Annotated in this window: 20 protein-coding genes; 17 read left to right on the forward strand and 3 right to left on the reverse strand. The window is 61.0% G+C overall.

What is annotated here, in order from left to right; all coding sequences use genetic code 11:
- The first annotated feature begins 3 nt into the window (after positions 1 to 3).
- Positions 4 to 324: a hypothetical protein gene (locus PGX04_RS10490; protein WP_273738441.1), complete on the forward strand. Its 321-nt coding sequence runs from the start codon at positions 4 to 6 to the stop codon at positions 322 to 324.
- Positions 321 to 467, forward strand: a complete 147-nt coding sequence (locus PGX04_RS34620) for a helix-hairpin-helix domain-containing protein (protein WP_377042546.1) — start codon at positions 321 to 323, stop codon at positions 465 to 467. The genes PGX04_RS10490 and PGX04_RS34620 overlap by 4 nt, the downstream gene beginning before the upstream one ends.
- Before the next feature lie 25 nt (positions 468 to 492).
- Here the strand turns inward: PGX04_RS34620 and PGX04_RS10495 are convergent, their stop codons facing one another.
- Positions 493 to 864 carry a DUF7344 domain-containing protein gene (locus PGX04_RS10495; RefSeq protein ID WP_337959463.1) on the reverse strand — a complete coding sequence of 124 codons (372 nt, stop codon included), beginning with the start codon at positions 862 to 864 and terminating at the stop codon, positions 493 to 495.
- 582 nt (positions 865 to 1,446) lie between these two features.
- Here PGX04_RS10495 and PGX04_RS10500 point away from each other — a divergent pair.
- The 4 genes from PGX04_RS10500 to PGX04_RS10515 are packed head-to-tail and all read left to right on the forward strand — an operon-like array spanning position 1,447 to position 4,227.
- Positions 1,447 to 1,650: a hypothetical protein gene (locus tag PGX04_RS10500; RefSeq protein ID WP_273738442.1), complete on the forward strand. Its 204-nt coding sequence runs from the start codon at positions 1,447 to 1,449 to the stop codon at positions 1,648 to 1,650.
- Entirely contained in the window at positions 1,647 to 1,928 is a 282-nt protein-coding gene (locus PGX04_RS10505; protein WP_273738443.1) for a hypothetical protein, read from the forward strand. The genes PGX04_RS10500 and PGX04_RS10505 overlap by 4 nt, the downstream gene beginning before the upstream one ends.
- Before the next feature lie 36 nt (positions 1,929 to 1,964).
- Positions 1,965 to 2,594 carry a hypothetical protein gene (locus PGX04_RS10510; RefSeq protein WP_273738444.1) on the forward strand — a complete coding sequence of 210 codons (630 nt, stop codon included), beginning with the start codon at positions 1,965 to 1,967 and terminating at the stop codon, positions 2,592 to 2,594.
- Complete coding sequence (locus PGX04_RS10515; RefSeq protein ID WP_273738445.1) at positions 2,587 to 4,227, forward strand: phage terminase large subunit family protein; 1,641 nt, start codon at positions 2,587 to 2,589, stop codon at positions 4,225 to 4,227. The genes PGX04_RS10510 and PGX04_RS10515 overlap by 8 nt, the downstream gene beginning before the upstream one ends.
- 139 nt (positions 4,228 to 4,366) lie before the next feature.
- Here PGX04_RS10515 and PGX04_RS10520 read toward each other — a convergent pair whose 3' ends face one another.
- Both PGX04_RS10520 and PGX04_RS10525 read right to left on the reverse strand, forming a co-directional pair.
- Positions 4,367 to 4,987, reverse strand: a complete 621-nt coding sequence (locus tag PGX04_RS10520; RefSeq protein ID WP_273738446.1) for a helix-turn-helix domain-containing protein — start codon at positions 4,985 to 4,987, stop codon at positions 4,367 to 4,369.
- An 18-nt stretch (positions 4,988 to 5,005) separates the two neighbouring features.
- Positions 5,006 to 5,428: an ester cyclase gene (locus PGX04_RS10525; protein WP_273738447.1), complete on the reverse strand. Its 423-nt coding sequence runs from the start codon at positions 5,426 to 5,428 to the stop codon at positions 5,006 to 5,008.
- Positions 5,429 to 5,724: 296 nt separating this feature from the next.
- Here PGX04_RS10525 and PGX04_RS10530 point away from each other — a divergent pair, with 296 nt between their 5' ends.
- The 11 genes from PGX04_RS10530 to PGX04_RS10580 all read left to right on the forward strand — a co-directional run bounded on the left by PGX04_RS10530 (position 5,725) and on the right by PGX04_RS10580 (position 14,485).
- Positions 5,725 to 7,644 (forward strand): phage portal protein, encoded by a 1,920-nt coding sequence (locus PGX04_RS10530; RefSeq protein WP_273738448.1) that lies wholly within the window; start codon positions 5,725 to 5,727, stop codon positions 7,642 to 7,644.
- 210 nt (positions 7,645 to 7,854) lie between these two features.
- On the forward strand, positions 7,855 to 9,318 hold the full coding sequence (locus PGX04_RS10535; RefSeq protein ID WP_273738449.1) for an XkdF-like putative serine protease domain-containing protein: 1,464 nt from the start codon (positions 7,855 to 7,857) through the stop codon (positions 9,316 to 9,318).
- A gap of 2 nt (positions 9,319 to 9,320) precedes the next feature.
- The gene (locus tag PGX04_RS10540) at positions 9,321 to 10,274 is read left to right on the forward strand and encodes a phage major capsid family protein (RefSeq protein ID WP_273738450.1); all 954 of its coding nucleotides are present in this window, start codon (positions 9,321 to 9,323) and stop codon (positions 10,272 to 10,274) included.
- A gap of 11 nt (positions 10,275 to 10,285) precedes the next feature.
- Positions 10,286 to 10,471, forward strand: coding sequence for a hypothetical protein (locus tag PGX04_RS10545; protein ID WP_273738451.1), 186 nt, complete (start codon positions 10,286 to 10,288; stop codon positions 10,469 to 10,471).
- An 11-nt stretch (positions 10,472 to 10,482) separates the two neighbouring features.
- Positions 10,483 to 10,884: a hypothetical protein gene (locus PGX04_RS10550; protein WP_273738452.1), complete on the forward strand. Its 402-nt coding sequence runs from the start codon at positions 10,483 to 10,485 to the stop codon at positions 10,882 to 10,884.
- Between the two features lie 3 nt (positions 10,885 to 10,887).
- Positions 10,888 to 11,196, forward strand: a complete 309-nt coding sequence (locus PGX04_RS10555; protein ID WP_273738453.1) for a hypothetical protein — start codon at positions 10,888 to 10,890, stop codon at positions 11,194 to 11,196.
- 2 nt (positions 11,197 to 11,198) lie between these two features.
- Positions 11,199 to 11,939 carry a hypothetical protein gene (locus PGX04_RS10560; RefSeq protein WP_273738454.1) on the forward strand — a complete coding sequence of 247 codons (741 nt, stop codon included), beginning with the start codon at positions 11,199 to 11,201 and terminating at the stop codon, positions 11,937 to 11,939.
- On the forward strand, positions 11,939 to 12,394 hold the full coding sequence (locus PGX04_RS10565) for a hypothetical protein (RefSeq protein WP_273738455.1): 456 nt from the start codon (positions 11,939 to 11,941) through the stop codon (positions 12,392 to 12,394). The genes PGX04_RS10560 and PGX04_RS10565 overlap by 1 nt, the downstream gene beginning before the upstream one ends.
- Complete coding sequence (locus PGX04_RS10570) at positions 12,391 to 12,936, forward strand: hypothetical protein (protein ID WP_273738456.1); 546 nt, start codon at positions 12,391 to 12,393, stop codon at positions 12,934 to 12,936. The genes PGX04_RS10565 and PGX04_RS10570 overlap by 4 nt, the downstream gene beginning before the upstream one ends.
- A 37-nt stretch (positions 12,937 to 12,973) precedes the next feature.
- A complete protein-coding gene (locus PGX04_RS10575; RefSeq protein ID WP_273738457.1) occupies positions 12,974 to 13,933 on the forward strand; it encodes a phage tail tube protein in 960 nt (319 codons plus the stop codon).
- A gap of 6 nt (positions 13,934 to 13,939) precedes the next feature.
- Entirely contained in the window at positions 13,940 to 14,485 is a 546-nt protein-coding gene (locus PGX04_RS10580; protein WP_273738458.1) for a hypothetical protein, read from the forward strand.
- Positions 14,486 to 14,522 lie beyond the last annotated feature (37 nt).

Genomic DNA, 14,522 nt, shown 5'->3' on the forward strand with positions numbered 1-14,522 from the left:
GCCATGTCGACGAAACCAAAGAAGTCCGATCCGCTGGAGCGCGCAAAAATCGAGATCATCTGCCTGGGGAGAACACTGATGCCCGATAGCGAGACTTTCGAACGGACGATCGGCACGATCATCCTGTTCGGCGTTTGGGCAGCGATCGTCCTCGGGCCGATGTTCACCGGCGCTGACCCGGCGCGCTACGAGATCGTCATCGGGACGACCGCGATCGCGTTCACAGTCCTCGGGAAGATGTGGGACTTCGAAGTCAAGCGAGCTCTCAACGCGGTCACGCTCACTGACGGCGGCAAGTCAAAAGAGGACACTGAGGACGACTGACCACGACCGAAAACCTCACCGATATCGACGGCATCGGACCAGCGATAGCCGAGGCGCTCGAGGAGGCTAGCTTCGAGACCGTCGACGATGTCCTCGTATTCGCTCGAGTTCATCGAAAATTACGAGCGCCGGGATATTCTTGACTGCAGTCACCAGCGCAGTAATTAATTATTCGGCGTGTTCAATGAGTTCCAGGAACGGGGAAACTACATCCCGATCGACTGCTAGTTCCAGGAGCTCAGTTTCCTCCTCGTAATGGACAAGACCGACATCACACAGGTATGGAAGGTGTTGGTGGTGAAGGTCAACGAGAACGCGTTGATACCAATCATATGATGGGTTGTTCTCCTTGAGCGAGATGTATTCGGCAAGGTCACCGAGGTGGATCGCCGCTGGTTTCTGAGCGAGATAAGTAAGCGCATACTGCCGCCGTTCTGCTGCAAAGGCGGCGAACAGCTCTGTATTGGAAATGTTCGGTGTACCGGTCTCTGTGTCCTGGGGGGTTTGTGTATGCGGCTTCATGATGTCTGCGTACTTCACCTACACGCTGTTAACCGACCATGTCTCACGTCGCGACTTCAGCAGAGTACACCGCGGTGTATGACGGACACACACATAACCTTTGTTGTACAAAAATAATTATAGAAAACAAACTGTACGGTTCTACTACTGGTTACTCCTCGAGGAACTCCGGTTCATAAGGTGATTCGTCATCGCTTTCGTGCTGCTCGATCGTGACCGTCCAACGTGGGGCATCAGCGATAGGGAGCGAGATGTCCCAGGTGCCTTCAATGACGGCTCCTTGGCCAAATGCAGTTACAATAAGGTTGACAAGATCGTCTTTGAATGTATCCGGTATATCAGGTGAGGATGGAGGGGTCATGATGGAGGATGGAATTGCCGCCCAGTTCTTATCCAGTTCAGGCTAGGCAGAGGGATAATGTTGTCTCTTACCTCTGTGTGAACAGAAATTCAAATCTTATCCCTGAATAAAGAGACCGTACTACTCTTCTTGTTTAAGCACTCGAGACGGGCTCATCTATTGAGATTCCCTCGAGGGTAGCTTGCTGTGGATGTCCAATGCACTGGACCTGAAGCACTGGCGGTGACCGCAATCTTCCCATGACCTATCAATACAACTGCGACGGATTCTGTAACCGCGAAACGATCTATAGCGGTCACCCAGCGCTTACTGCCGAGTTCAACGAGGAGTGGTACAAGAGTTCTCGGATCGGCGGCCAGCTCCATGAACACGAGTACGATGCCGGCGACCTGATCACGCTCTGTCCGGAGTGTACCCGGCGTCTCCTCATCGAGCGTCCATGACCGACTCGAGAGACCACCATCGCGAACGCACACACAGCGAGCGCGCCGGTCGACGCTGTCCTAGCTGTGGCCGCTCGTACGATACGGCCACTCGAGTGGACGTCCACCATCGCGACCAGGACGAACACAACGGCCACCCGGCGAACCTCCGGAAGCGCTGCGAGAAGTGTCACCTCGAGGGCGAGCACGATCGACCCGACGACGTCGAGCCAAAGGGCCCGTCCGGAATCTCTCGACAAGGACCTCGAGGCGTGAGCCGGAGCGGCCCGCCCCGATGAACGCGCCATGACACCCAGTTTGGAGACGACCCGACCATGACAGACGACCCAGACCTCGAGATCTCGGAGCTCCCGCCGACCGACACGGAGGGCCACCCGGTCCACCCTGACTCCGATAAGAGTCACCGGATCTGCGCCGCCCAGAAATCCGATAAGACGACGCCAACCGATCACGGGCGGGAGCGAGACGATGTCCCATACTGCACGCTGGCCGCCGGCTGGGGTGTCGATGAGAAGTCGGAAGGCACCTGCACTCACCACCTCGGGGCAGTCGACAACCGTGGCGAGAACAACCCGAACTACAAGCACGGGGCCTATTCCGAGTTCCAAGACTTCATGCAGGAGGGGCTGACCGACTCCGAGGCCGCGGCGATCGAGGCGCTCGACCTCGAGGAGCACGGCGATGACTTCGCTGCGGACGTCGTCAAAGAGGCGTACGCGAAATACCTCCGGACGGCAGACGATCGGTTCCTTCGCGAGGCCCGGCAGTGGGCCTCGGAGTTCGGCGTGATCGAGAAGCCGGCGGAGAAGCTCGAGGCGAAGGTCGACGCCGATGTCGACCAGACGACTACGCAAGAACTCGGTGAGGACGAGAAGGAAATCGCCCGCGAGTTGATCCGTCAGAGACAACAGCAGTCTGCAGCAGGCGACGGTACCGATGAGTAGCCTACTCGAGGCCGACGACGTCGACGCCAGCGCCGACCAGCTCCTCGAGATCGTCTCCGATCCCGAGACCAAACGCGATCTCCTGAACCCGTTCGAGACGGGCGACTGGATCACGTACGCGAACGAGCTGACGCGGAACTACATGGCCGAGGAGATGGAGGAGGATCAGTACCACCTCCTAGGCGACCATCACGAACACTGGCTCGAGGCGTTCGACGGCGGCGATCGCGTCCTGCTCTGTCACCGAGACGGCCTGAAGACGACGATCACACTGGCCTACCTCATCGCCTCGCTCGAGTACAAGGATGGCTTCCGCGCGATCTGGGCGATGAACAACCAGGGCTCGGTCAAGAAGAAAGCCGACACCGAGTTCTGGAAGATGGTCGAACGGAACCCATGGCTCACGAACCTGAACGGCCCGCGGAAGAAGGATACGATCGAGGCCAAGGAGTGGGACCACGGCTCGGTCATGAACTCGGGCTGGCTCTTCGGCGGGATCGAGGGCGACCGCGCCCACCTACTCGTCCTGGACGACATCATCAAAGAGAAAGGCGACGGGGACACCGAAGACGTCCTCGACTGGATCCAGGCCGTCTCCGTCCCGATGGTCAAGGAGGGCGGCCGGACCGTCATGATCGGGACGCGGAAGCGCCCAGACGATATCTACAACGATTACCGCGCCCTCGAGGGCTACGAGTTCGACGAGTATCCTGCAGTGCTGGACTTCTGGGACCAGCAGTTCGGTGCCGACGACGACTGGCAGGATCGCCGGCCTGATCCCGAGCTCTACACCGAGGTCGAAGACCCGTGGAACGAGGGCGAGACGCTTCAGGTACTCTGGCCGGGGGCACGAGGCCCCCAGTGGCTCGCGAACAAACGATCCCAGATGGCCGACCATCGGTTCTGGCGAGAGTACTGCCTCGTCATCATGGGCTCGAGCGGGAACCTGATCGAGGCAACGGACGTCCGGAAGCCGGCCGCGGAGGGCGGCTGCTCCATCGACGATCGTGATCCGCCGCCGAAGTACCGAGCCGGGCCCGGCGAGGCGATCATCCTAGGCCACGACCCAGCGAACTCGCCGACCGGCGACGACGCTGCCTTCTCGGTCTGGCTCCTGCAACGCGACGGTCGACGTCGCCTCCTGGACGCTCACGCTGAGGCAGGGATGCAGCCCAGTCAGGTGAAGAACCAGCTTCTCGAGTACGATCGTCGGTACGACCCGGCGATGATCGTGATTGAGGACAACGGGATGCAGTCCTACGTCGTCGAGGACGCGATCGAGTTCAACGCCCAGCTGGCCGCGAAGGTGACCGGGCTGACGACGTCCGGCACGAAACACAGCTGGGAGAATGGCATCCCACGAATCCGGATGCTCGTCGACAACGGCTACATCCTCTTCCACCGCGGTAACCGGCCGACTGAGGACTTCATCACGGCGATGCAGAGCCTCGAGCGTCGGGATGGGAAGATGCACGGCCACACGCCGGACCTCATCGCCAGCTGGTACATGGCCGAGAAAGGGTTCCGCCGGCTCGAGTCGATGGGCGCGCTCGACGACGTCGACGATCGCGACGCCGGCGATGGAGATGATGACGAACAGGACGACGGTGGCAGCGGTGTCAGTTACCTCTAACAGTAGTTGGTAACACGGTTTCTTATATTTCATAACCGCCAGTGGAACCGTTGCTCAATTCAGGTAAAGCAGTTACGGGAGCAGGTATCGATCCCCCCGGAGTCTGCCAAAAACAGCTTGCTAAATACAGAGCATGAGGTCAGCACGAAGAACAGTACGCGGTGATGATGTATCTCTCTGCCCGCTGGAGGATTCGGCTGACAACGGATTTGTTTACGTCCAGTCGGTCAGCGAGATCGCTCAACGTACATCGCCGAGGTGAGTCATAATACCCGTGCTCGACTGCCAGTTCGACGACTTCCTGTTGCCGGTTTGTAAGTGCATCCCCCGCCCCGTCTATGCCAGAAATTTGGACGAGGTGGTATTCTATTCCCCCAGCGTCCAGCTCATCGCGGAACGCCGAGAGTTGCTCCCGCGACGCCGTGATGTCGCCGACAAACCATCCGTTTTCCAGTCGTAGCGGAAACGAGGGAACGACCCCCGAATCCGCCATTGCTCCGTGCGGTGGAGGCGTTGGTGTACTCACCTCGAATAGAATCCTCTCGGCTGTCGAATGTCTGATTTCGACATCGGTGAGAGTGGGGATCGCTGAAAGCGCCTCCTTGAGAGAGGGCAACTCAATAGTAGACGTTTCGACGAGCACCCTGAGTTTGCCATCAGTCGGCCATGCACCCAGCACGTTGAACTCGGTTTTAGGATATTGCTCTGACAGGGTAACGAGTGCTTCGTTGGACTTGATTTTCAGTGTTGCCTGTGGCATGGGTTCAGTTGCTATGGCTCAACTGTCCTCTAACTCCCCGCCCAACTGTTGGACGAGTCCGAGTTGATCGCTTTGCGTCCACGTCTCGATGAGCTTCCCGTCCTCGAAGCGATTTATCTCGATGGCCGTGAGTTCGACCTCCTGTCCGGTTGGTTCGACACCGAACATCGGCCCTCCCTCGTGGGTGCCTGTCATCGTCCATCGCAGTGCGACCTTCTCGTCAGCCCCCAGTATATCCTCTATCGTGACCGTCATGTCCGGAAAGATGTCTCGTGTTCCGCGTGCCAGTGCCCTGTACAGGGCGGGCCCCTGCATTTCGGCTGCCAGTTCCCGGTCGTGGATATGGTACTCTTCATGCACTAATTCGTTTGCTGTATCTGGGTTTGACCCGTTCCAAACATCTTCATACAGCCGGGTGAGTGTGTCTTCCGGTGTCTGCATATCACCTGTTACTCCTGCACCCAGATTGGTAGTTGTGGTCAACATGTTGCCATCGGCGTGTTGGGAGTCCCCGGTGTGAATGGCATTATTCCGCGCTCAAAATTTCCGACCTGCTCGTCTGATATGCTGGATAAGCGCTATCTATTCAGCACGACTCTACGAAAACTATTTCTATATGACAGATACCTCGGCGTTCAGCTTATACCACTTATTGAACAAAATTCTGAGTTAGTTACGAGCTATAGACTGGATAAAGGAATCGTATTGCCAACTAATGCTAATCTACCAGATAAATCATGAGTAGCGACGACACGACCGACGAGACGCAGGAGACCTCTGAAGTATCGCTCTCAGTCGACACGCTCGGCAACGGGGAGACGATGGACAAGGCCCGCGAGACGACGCAACTCGACGAGCGTCGGATTTCGATCGACGCCGGCCTCGGGATCCAGCCGCCGTACAACCCCGAGACGCTGGCGGCCTTCCAAGAGCTGAACGAGACCCACCATGCGTGCGTCCGGAAGAAGTCCCGCTACGAGGTCGGATACGGTTTCGAGATCGTGCCTCACCCGCAGGCTGACGAACCGGATCCGGACGGAGACGACCACGACGACGTCGAAACGTTCTGGCAGGGCGCCAACTCCCGCTGGCAAATCGGTCCTGAAGGGACGGCCGCCTCCACACCGGAGGAGGTCCTCGAGCTCGCCCGGCAGGACTACCACGGCATCGGCTGGGCCGCACTCGAGATCCTCGTCGAGGGCGACGGCACGCCGATCGGCCTGGCGCACGTTCCCGCGACGACAGTCCGGGTCCGGAAGACGACGTCCAAGACCGAGACTGAGGACGGTGAGGAAAGGGAGGTCGTCCAGCGGGGCCACGGGTACCTGCAGGTCCGACAGGGACGACGTCGCTACTTCGGCGAAGCCGGTGACCGATACCGCGGACAGGGCGATGACGACGATCGCGAGCCGATCTTCGTCGACAAGGAGAACGGTGACACTGCCTCGAGTGCTGGCGATCTCGATAACGGGCCGGCGAACGAACTCATCTTCATCCCGAATCCGTCGCCGCTCTCGCTGTACTACGGGATCCCCGACTGGGTCGCCGCCATGCAGACGATGGGGGCCGATCAAGCGGCGAAGGAGTGGAACCACGACCTCTTCGACCACCACGGTATCCCGTACTATGTCGTCAAGGTCACCGGAGGGACGCTCACGGAAGACTCGAAGGACGAGCTCCGGGACCTGATGGACAACCTAAAGGGGACTCGTTATCGGACGGCAATCCTCGAGGTCGAAGAGTTCGAGCAAGAGAAAGACCTGACCGGCGAGGATGGCAACGACATCGAGATCGAACTGGTGCCGGTCGGCTCTCGCGACGATCTCGACATGGAGTTCCAGAAGTTCCGCGAGCGCAACGAACACGAAATAAGCAAAGTACACTCTGTCCCACCAATTCTCATCAACGTGACCGACACCTCGAACCGCTCGAAAGAGCAGGTCCGCGAGTTCGCCGAGGACGTCATCGCCCCCGAGCAGAAGAAGTTCGAGGCCCGGCTTTACAAGATCCTCCACCAGACCGCACTCGGCGTCGACGACTGGACCCTGAAATTTGAGCTCAGGGGAGCTGATCGACCGGAGAAGAACGCCCGCATCGCTCGCAACCGCGTCGACGCCGCGGGCCGGGCCGTCACGATAGACGAGGCTCGAGAGGCCGCTGGCTGGGATCCGTTGCCCGCCGACCATCCCGTCGACGGCACTACATTGCTGGCGGAACTCGGCGGACGTCAGGGGCCTCCAGGGGACGACGAACCGACGCTCGAGGAGCAATTCCCGCCGGAGGAGAACAAGATCGGCGAGCGCGACTGGTCGGAAGTCGAGTCCGATCTGGACGTCGTCGACGGCGTCGCAACGAAGGATCCGATCGAGCAAACGCAGTTCAGCAGCTCGAACCTGGCCGAGGGTCTCTATGACTTCGAAACTCGAGAGTGTTACATATCGTTCGAGAGGGATGAAGGCCAGAACAGCCTCTACGCCTACGTCGACGTCCCGGCAGCCATCTGGGAGGCGCTCAACAGCGCTTCGAGTCACGGCAGCTACCACTACGAAAATGTCCGCCTCGAGTACGACTATGTGGAGATCACCAACCACCACGATCGCCTTCCGGAGGGGCCTAGTCCAGACTCGGATGATGTCCCCGACGACATCCCGCTGTAGCAGCTTACGCGAACTGTCGATGCCGATGACCATGAGCACGGGAGCCCCGACTCCCCGTGCGAGCGAGGCCTGACCGGGATCTGACTTATGAGCGACAATAGCAACAAAGAGCGCGGCGAGAAGCGTGGCGTCCTCTCCACCGGTCAAGCCCGGAAACTCGAGGACGCCGACGCGGAGGCCGCTGATGACGACAGTGCGGAGGACTGACCCATGCCTCCCGTGAGTAAAGCCGACAAGTCGACCGTACGCAAGGACGTCGACTTCGTCGCGAAAGATGACGAGGAGCAGATTGCCACCGGCATCGTGATGGTGCCGTACGCGGTCGATCTCCAGGGCGACTGGGAACGGCCCGAGACAATCCAGCAGTTCGCCGAGCAGTTCGGCAATTTCGAGGCGGTCGGCGAGGCCGGTGGCGGCGTCATGCACGCTGTCTTCCCCGACGAACACGCTACGCTCGAGCGTAACGAGGTGCTCGAGGAGGCTACGGAGATCGGCGGTACGGAAGCCCCCGCCGGCGCGTGGATCCAAGAGTGGCGCTTCGAAGACGAGGAGCTCTGGGAACTCGTCGCCGACGGCATCCTCGAGGGCTACTCGATCGGTGCGGTGAACGTCCACTGGGGCGATCCGATGGAACAGGACGACCTCCCCGACGAGGTCACCGTGCCCGATCGGATCGACGAGGACCAACTCGTCTGGGAGCTCGTCGACGGGATCATCCGCGAGGTCTCGGCCGTCGACATCCCGGCCGTTCCGGATGCGATGATCCTCGAGACGAAGTCCGAGGCCGACAAGCGCCTGTCCGATCACCTCGGTAACCGCGACGGCTTCCTCGAGGAGGCCCAGCAGCGGGGCCACTCCGAATCGGAGGCCGAACGCCTCTGGGAGTACCTCAACCGGGCCGTCGACATCGAGGGCGCGGGAGATCCGGGCAAGGCATCCTTTTTCGAGCGCATCGGAAAGGCTGCGTTTAGCGCCTTTCCAGGCTCTGGATCTGGGTCCGATGACAACACCTCATCGAAGACGTCCGAGGCCCCGGACCGCGGTCGCGAGCGTGGCAGCGAGAAGGAGGGACGCACCCTCTCGACGTCGAACCGGCACTCGTTGTACGCGACGATCGACGCCTCACTGGACATCCTCCAGGACGCCGGCGTCGATCACGGGATGACTCGGTTCACCGATCGGGAGGACACGACGTTCGACCTCTCCGACCACAGCGCTCGGACGTGGGCAGAGCCCGAGGACGACGAAGACGAGGAAGAGGATGATAAGAACGCCGCCGGCGGCGACATGCCGGACGACTCAGATTCTACTGACATGAGCAACGAAGACGACCCGATGGCTGACGCCCCCGAGTGGGCGAAGGCTCTCAACGACCGTATCGACAACCTCGAGAGCGAGGAGAAGAACGCCGGCGCCGGCGACGCTGACGACTCGATGGCTGGCGCCCCCGAGTGGGCGAAGAGCCTCGACGAACGCATCAACGAGATCGAGGAGAAGGCGCTCGACGACGACGGCGAAGACAAGCCTGAGTGGGCGAAGAGCCTCGAGGCGCGCATCGACGCGATCTCGAAGCAGACGGGCACCGACACGCAGCAGATCGGCAAGAGCGAATCGGAAGAGTCCGAGAAGGGCAGCGGCTTCACGCTGGACCCGCGGAAGGCTCGAGGTAACTAACGATGAGTCAGAATCTCACTTCTACTCGAACGCAGAACGAGAAGGCAGTCGAAAAGCTCGACACGACCGACATGGCCGGCGGCGTCCTGCCGCCGGATCTCTTCGAGAGCTGGTACCAGAAGGTCGTCGACTCGGCGACCATGCTCCAGGGGGCCCGAACGGAGGACCTTCCGCGGCCGCAGATGGACCTGCCCCGCATCAGCGTCGGCGAGCGCATGCGGCGTGGCTCGGCCGAGAACTCCGGCAACGATGGCCAGGGCGAGGTCAACACTGACGCCGTCAGCCTGGACGTCGAGAAAGGCACCCTCGCGTACGATCTCTCTCGAGAGTCCGTCGACGACACGCTCGACAACGTCGACGAGATCGTCCTGGACATGCTGGCCCGGCAGTTCGCCGTCGACACCCAGGACTTGGGGATCAACGGCGACGAGGCCGACGCGGACGCGTTCCTCAACCAGAACGACGGCTGGCTGAAGATCCTCTCGAACTCGGCGGACACGAGCACCTACGACCACACCGACGCCAACGGCAACGCCCAGCCGGTCGACACGAGCCTGTTCGACCAGTCGATCCAGGCGATGCCGAACAAGTACCTGCGCTCGGACCGGTTCGAGCCCGTGTTCTACATGAACGAGAACAAGGTTCAGCAGTACCGTATGGCGCTGACCGAGCGCGAGGATCCGCTGGGCTCGGCCGTCATCTTCGGCGACGAGGACATCACGCCGTTCTCCTACGACGTCGTCGGCGTCGCCGCGTGGCCCGAGGATACTGCGGTGTTCACGCACCCGCAGAACTTCATCTACGGCCTCTACGACGAGGTCGAGATCCGCGTTCTCACCGAGACGGACAAGGTCGCCGAGAACGACCTCTTCGCTCGCTACTTCATGCGGGTTCGTGACGACTTCGCGATCGAGGACGAGGAAGCTGCGGTCCTCGGAACGGGTATCGAGGTCTAAGAGGGCCGACGATGACAACTACTAACGAAAAAGTCCGGACTGCACTCGAGGAGAATCGCATCATCACTCGGCTCTCGGCTGATCCTGCCGTGGCGAATCTCGAGGGCGGCGAGATGTGGTACAACACGACCGCGGACGAGTATCGGGGCTACGAGGCAGGCACCGGAATCGTCTCGCTCAGCACAACGGCTGTCTAAGGTGACCGTCTATGGAAACAGTACGCTACACTGACGAGGGCGGTCGCTATCGTACCGGCGGTGTGACCTTCGAGCCTGGTGATGTCGGCGAGGTCTCTGCAGGCCTGGCTGAGCATCTGGTCGTCGACGTCGGAAGTTTCGAGTACGTCGACGAGGAGGCGATCGAGAAGACAGACACCGATCCCGACGAGGACGTGGATGACGACGCCAGCGACGAAGGCGAAGCGTCGGATGAAGACGACGGGCTCGTCGAGGAACTGGACGGGATGACCATCCCCGAGTTCGAGGAGGAACTCGAAAGCGGTCGCTTCGACGATCGCCTCGAGGCCGTCGGGGATGCCGAACGCGAGGGCCAGGACCGAGCCGGTGTTCACGACGCGATCGGTGTCCGTCGTGCCGAGATCGAGGGGTAACCGATGGCCGCATGGAACGAGACGGTCATCCTCGCGAACTCCGAGAGCCTCGCGGCTGCGACGGCCGTCGAGGAGCTGATCAGTGGCCTCCGTGACCCGGTCGTCTGCGTCGACCTCGAGAACCTCGAGGGATCGGCTGACGACACGCTCACGATCGAGTTCGAGGGCGCTGCTGGCACCTACCAGGCCGATGAGCGGACGCTCGCGGAGGCGCAGTCCTACACGCTCGACATCCCGCAGTGCGAGGCCGTCTCTGTCACCTCGAGCAACGGCGTCACGTACAGCATTGAAGTCCGCGCCAACCCCTCGTAACCATGCCCGATACTGGATACTGCACCGTCGACGACGTCCGTCGGGCGAAGCAAAAGTCCGAGCTGACCGGCGAGCTCGCATCGGAAGGCAATGAGATCGTCGTCGATGCGATCACGGCCCAGACCGAGTGGCTCGAGAAGAAACTCTCTCGACACTGGTACGTCTCAACGCGGCCCGACGAGGACACCCACGGACTGCTCCCGACCGGGCCGAAGAGTCGCGACGACGAGGAGGATATCCCGACCGGTGGGGCATCCATCGTTGGAGAGCCTGTGACGCCGAAAACATGGCAGGGAACGTACACTCGGATCAAACTGGACCGTCGCGACGCCGAGTCTATCACGGAGTTGCTCGTTCGGACGCCGGACGGCTACGAGGACTGGGTCGGGAGCAGCGAGTACAGCGGCGGCACGTGGCCTGACGCACTCGGTGATGACTACTACCTCCGGATCAACAACGGAGGCATCTCGCAGCTGTATCTCGACACCGAGAACCTGCTTGACGAGGACGACGAGCCGCTGCTCGAATCCTACTCGAACGCGGTCTACGTCACCTTCGACTACGGCCACGAGGGGATCCCGGACACTGTCCGCAAGGCCGTCGCGATGCGGGCGTGTGCGAAGCTACTGATCGACGACGAGAGTGCGCTGGGCATCCCGGACAACGGCCAGCTGGTCAACCCCGAGAGCAAGAAGCAGGCGATGGAGTCAGCAGCCGAGGAACTCCTCGAGGTCTACCGCTGATGGAACTCGCATCCGACTTCGAGGGCGACCTTCGCGATGCGCTCCTGGACGACGTCGAGCAGCGGGCCCGCGATGTGATCGCGCCGGAGGTCCAGTCCCACGCCCACGATCTCCTCGAGGCGTACGGACAGCGACACGACTACGACGTCGGCATGATCATCGAGGCCGGCACGACCCGAGTCGAGAGGTGTAAGGGTCGCGTCCTCGTCCGCTGGGGCTGGCCGGAGCCGGCGATCTTCTTCGAGAGAGGAACTGTCGACCACGTCGTCCAGGCGAGGAACGCGGACGTCCTCTCGTTCATCTGGGAGGATCCACCGCAGTGGGTCCGCGAGGAGTACGATCGCGAAGGCGAGGGGTGGCGCGTGTTCCTCCCTGAGACCGAGCCGTCGGGACTGCCGGAGTCCCGGTTCATCCGCGACTCGTTGAACTACGTCCGTCGGAGGTTCGAATCATGACCACGGAAGTCAACTGGGTCCTCAAGCAGCTGGGAAGCGTCGTCGACGACCTCACGGCCAACTACACGAACCGGAACGGCAACCCGGTCGCACTCAAGCGGGTCAACCGCGACGACAGCAGCGTCTACGAGGGCTCTGAGAGCCTCGATTTCAACGAGCCGATGCACAAGCGTAAGGATGATCTCAAGAGCGGCATCTTCGTTGGCGCAACTCTGGCCGACCGGGCGACAGAACCCGAGGGCTCCGAGTACGATCACGACCTCGAGACGGTTGTCGCTCTTCGCCTCGAGGGAATGACGTCGCAGGGCGGACTCCACGGACACGTCGACCCGGACGGGACGAACGGCGTCCCGTTCACCATGGTTAAACGGCAAATTCGGCGGACGTTGCTTGGATCCCGTAGCTACCCCGAGACGGACGTTCCCTACACCGAGTATCACACGCTGCTCGTGACGAACGAGGACCCGCAGTCCAACGAGTATCGCGACTTCTACCGCTGGGAGGCGGATGTCGTGTTCCAGGGCCACGAGGAACTACCATAATCATGAAACAACATACGCAGACTGATGGAGGAATAGCATGACGGGAGCCGGAACGACCAGCGTTTGCTGGACCCGGGAACCGAGCTTTCTGACCGCACCGTCGACACCAACGTACGTCCACGCCGGGCGCAACGCCTCGGTCAACGAAATCGAACTCAGTAACGCACTTGAGCGGTCGCGACTCCCGGACGACAACGAGGCAGTCGAGTCGATCGCACAGAACCTCGAAGGCGCACTTGCACTCGAGTACGACCTTGTCCACCCGTGGATGCTGACCGACGCGTTCGTCAGCAATCACACAGACGACGATTCTGACGGCGTCCTCGAGTGGTCGATGGGGCGCGGTCAGATGCCGACTTCGCGCTGGTTCATCGGTGTCGACATCGGATCGAACACCGTTGAGCGTGTCCCGAAGGCGGCGATCACCACGCAGCTGCAACTACAGGTCTCACTGAACTCGAACGCCCGTGTCACGCAGACGCTCGTCTACGCCGACGAGACGAAGAATACGACCATGACGCCTGGCACGATTGTCGGCGGCGACCAGTCGCCGTACGTCTACCACGGCGGATCGTTCACCGTCGACGGGACGACTCAGAAGAAGATGCAGAGCGGGTCGATTGACATCACCAACGGCGGAAGCCTCGACCAGGGCTGGAACCGCAAGGCCGTCGACGCAGTCGCCGGCGATGCCGACTACACGGTGAACGCGACGAAGATAGCGACCGAGGAGACGAGTTCGAACGTCACGCTGGCCTATGGCAACTCGAACGCGCCGGCGACATCGTCCGGTATCGACGGTGTACCAGGGAAACTCCAACTCACCCGTGGCGATGGCGATCAGATCACTCTCTCGATGGAGGGTGTCACCACGAATACCTACGGCTGGGATAACGTCCCGCCGTCGGGCGACGAGCGCGTTCAGGAAGGTATCGAACTCTACCCAACCCGCGTCACGGCCAGTGCAGACGTCTCAATGGCCGACCCCTTCGCCTAACTACACATGCCACTGGAATCTGAAACTCTCACACTCGAGGAGGCAGTCGCCGATCTCGAGGACGAAAAAGAGGAACTGGCGGACGAGATGGCACAGATCCACCCGGATGAACGAACTGACGAGAACGCAGACTATCTCAAGCTCGGCCAGCAGGTGGGCGAAATCGAGCGCTACCTCGGCGGCCTCGACTGGGTCCGCGACGAGTTCGGCAGTGACGTCGAGTTCTCGTTGTCCGGTCTCACAACGGCAGAGACCCTCGAGGTCAACGACCGCGGCAACGATCTGCGCTCGGAGACGATCACGCCGACGAAGTCAACCAACAACATCGAATCGATCTTCTGGGTCGCGAAGGGTATCGACGAGGCGCCGTTCGTCGACGACGATGCAGACTACGATGCGAAGTGTGCGGCCGTTCGCAACCTGCCGCGGCAGATGACCGACTGGCTCGAAAGTCGCATCAACGACCTCAGCACAGTGGGAAACAGGAACGGGGGCAACTTCGACGAGTTGCTGCAGGAGAAAACCGAGCAGTACCACCAGACGTCGTCGTGACGTTCGCGACAGCGTTGTTGATGGCCCGCGGCCATTC

This window comes from Natrinema soli (genome assembly GCF_028618695.1).

Coding starts and splice junctions, on each gene's coding strand:
- PGX04_RS10490 (WP_273738441.1), top strand. CDS start 4: ATGTCGACGAAACCAAAGAAGTCCGATCCGCTGGAGCGCGCAAAAATC.
- PGX04_RS10500 (WP_273738442.1), top strand. CDS start 1,447: ATGACCTATCAATACAACTGCGACGGATTCTGTAACCGCGAAACGATC.
- PGX04_RS10505 (WP_273738443.1), top strand. CDS start 1,647: ATGACCGACTCGAGAGACCACCATCGCGAACGCACACACAGCGAGCGC.
- PGX04_RS10510 (WP_273738444.1), top strand. CDS start 1,965: ATGACAGACGACCCAGACCTCGAGATCTCGGAGCTCCCGCCGACCGAC.
- PGX04_RS10515 (WP_273738445.1), top strand. CDS start 2,587: ATGAGTAGCCTACTCGAGGCCGACGACGTCGACGCCAGCGCCGACCAG.
- PGX04_RS10520 (WP_273738446.1), bottom strand. CDS start 4,987: ATGCCACAGGCAACACTGAAAATCAAGTCCAACGAAGCACTCGTTACC.
- PGX04_RS10525 (WP_273738447.1), bottom strand. CDS start 5,428: ATGCAGACACCGGAAGACACACTCACCCGGCTGTATGAAGATGTTTGG.
- PGX04_RS10530 (WP_273738448.1), top strand. CDS start 5,725: ATGAGTAGCGACGACACGACCGACGAGACGCAGGAGACCTCTGAAGTA.
- PGX04_RS10535 (WP_273738449.1), top strand. CDS start 7,855: ATGCCTCCCGTGAGTAAAGCCGACAAGTCGACCGTACGCAAGGACGTC.
- PGX04_RS10540 (WP_273738450.1), top strand. CDS start 9,321: ATGAGTCAGAATCTCACTTCTACTCGAACGCAGAACGAGAAGGCAGTC.
- PGX04_RS10545 (WP_273738451.1), top strand. CDS start 10,286: ATGACAACTACTAACGAAAAAGTCCGGACTGCACTCGAGGAGAATCGC.
- PGX04_RS10550 (WP_273738452.1), top strand. CDS start 10,483: ATGGAAACAGTACGCTACACTGACGAGGGCGGTCGCTATCGTACCGGC.
- PGX04_RS10555 (WP_273738453.1), top strand. CDS start 10,888: ATGGCCGCATGGAACGAGACGGTCATCCTCGCGAACTCCGAGAGCCTC.
- PGX04_RS10560 (WP_273738454.1), top strand. CDS start 11,199: ATGCCCGATACTGGATACTGCACCGTCGACGACGTCCGTCGGGCGAAG.
- PGX04_RS10565 (WP_273738455.1), top strand. CDS start 11,939: ATGGAACTCGCATCCGACTTCGAGGGCGACCTTCGCGATGCGCTCCTG.
- PGX04_RS10570 (WP_273738456.1), top strand. CDS start 12,391: ATGACCACGGAAGTCAACTGGGTCCTCAAGCAGCTGGGAAGCGTCGTC.
- PGX04_RS10575 (WP_273738457.1), top strand. CDS start 12,974: ATGACGGGAGCCGGAACGACCAGCGTTTGCTGGACCCGGGAACCGAGC.
- PGX04_RS10580 (WP_273738458.1), top strand. CDS start 13,940: ATGCCACTGGAATCTGAAACTCTCACACTCGAGGAGGCAGTCGCCGAT.